The 1,792-nt window shown below is 29.4% G+C and carries 2 protein-coding genes; both read right to left on the bottom strand.

Going from position 1 to position 1,792, the window contains the following annotated elements:
• Positions 1-136: 136 nt before the first annotated feature.
• Complete coding sequence (locus tag FIA58_RS21090; protein ID WP_140964671.1) at positions 137-661, bottom strand: hypothetical protein; 525 nt, start codon at positions 659-661, stop codon at positions 137-139.
• A gap of 49 nt (positions 662-710) precedes the next feature.
• Positions 711-1,559, bottom strand: a complete 849-nt coding sequence (locus FIA58_RS21095; RefSeq protein ID WP_208022844.1) for a DUF6896 domain-containing protein — start codon at positions 1,557-1,559, stop codon at positions 711-713.
• Positions 1,560-1,792: the final 233 nt, after the last annotated feature.

Below are 1,792 nucleotides of genomic sequence, written 5' to 3' on the forward strand. Positions count from 1 at the left end.
AAAATTGTCCTTTAGTCAAAAAAGAAACCTCGCTTAAATCACTTTAAATGAGGTTACTTTTTTTATTTATTTAGAAAATTTAACTTTTTGGAGAGGTTGTGCAACAGCTACGGCTGTTATGCACAGTCTTTTTTATTTACAAAGGTTCATAAATTTTTAATATATGGTATTGAATTAATTCAACACAACAAGCACCTATTAAAATTCTTTTTTGATTCTCTTCAAATACATCAATTTTGTAATTTCCATTTCTGAATATTATGTTTTTTTCTTCAATTCGTCCAATTAATTTCTTTTCAATTGAGTAAAAAAGAGAACCATTTCGATTATTAATTTCAATTTCAGTTTCGGTAGATTTAATTACATTATTTGGCGTATTCTTAAAAATCGAGAAACTTTTATTAGGGTTAAAAAAACTCCAAATTTGACTATTTTTCGAATCAGTTATCTTAAATTCGTTTTCAATTTTATTTTCGCAATAGATAACCATTTTTTCAGAATCGATATAATTGATTATGTACTGATTTTTGGCAATTATAAATTCCGCAATCTTTTTGTCAGATATTAGAAAATCAACTTTTCTTAATTTTCTAAAAAAAGGAATTCCTTTAAAATGATTTTCAGAATCTATTGAATATATAAGGTCTTTAATTTCTCTCAATTTTTTGTAAGATTGTGCATAACGGTCTTGTATAAGAATAGTGGCGGTTTTAAGACCACAAACTTTTCAGTTTAGACCATAGTTTGTTTTTGTTACTATTGTTTGTTTTGGCGTTTCTCCCGCCATTATTTTTATACCTTGTTGTGTGTAGGCTTTCCTCTTCCAATTCATTTTCTGGATTATAAACTTCTACCTTAACTTTATCTCTATCAGTCACAACAATTCCTTTACAATTTGGCCAATTAGATTGTATTTCTTCAAATTTCCCTAATTCCACCATTCTATCCAAGATTCTCTTACCGTCTGAATAATCATTATAAATTTGAGTTGGCATTGGTCTATATTCTTCCGTTGATTTAATAAATTCCGAAAAAAAGTAAGGGTCTAATTCGCCAAATTCAAGTCCACACATAAGAGGAACTTCGATATGTTGTCCATTTTTGAGGTTAGTAAATGCACAGTGAAATCCGTGAAAAGCATAACGCCAATTATCCATTTCCCCAACCTGTTTATAACCAAACTGTTCTGATGCATTTAAATTATTCATTGGATAATCAGAGTCAATTTGTAAGTTATGTTTATTAGCAAATCTGTTAATCAGTTCAGTTGCTAAATTCCGATAATCATTTGCACATTTTTCAAAGAAGTCTTGGTGTTCATCAATTTCTTTGTCTGTAATTAATTTGACTATATTAATTTCAGGTTCTATAGTATGAATAGCTATTTGAAATTCTGGATGTTCAAATTTCCATTGATTTCCAATCTTTTCTCTTTTGGATTTAATCTTGTTTTCAAAAACAATTTTCCACTCAATTCCTCTTTCAAGTGATTTGATTGATTTGAAGTCTGGAATTTCCTCCAAACTATTACAGATTTGTATTTTCGATATTAACTTCAATGTTTGTTCAGCTTACACACAACGTGTTGCCGCTTGTTGCAGTTGCGTAAATTTATAACAAAAGATTACAAGTACAAAACTCCTCATGGAATTTTCGGAGAAAATTCCGAACACAAACCATACCTAGCAATTGCTACAAACGGCTGTGCTTGTTGCACAACTCCATCAAAGATAACAAAAAGGCAACATTTAAAAGAGTACTTTTTTGTAAATTTAGTCATGCAAGGAAGAAA

This window comes from Flavobacterium jejuense, from assembly GCF_006491595.2.
GTDB lineage: Bacteria > Bacteroidota > Bacteroidia > Flavobacteriales > Flavobacteriaceae > Flavobacterium > Flavobacterium jejuense.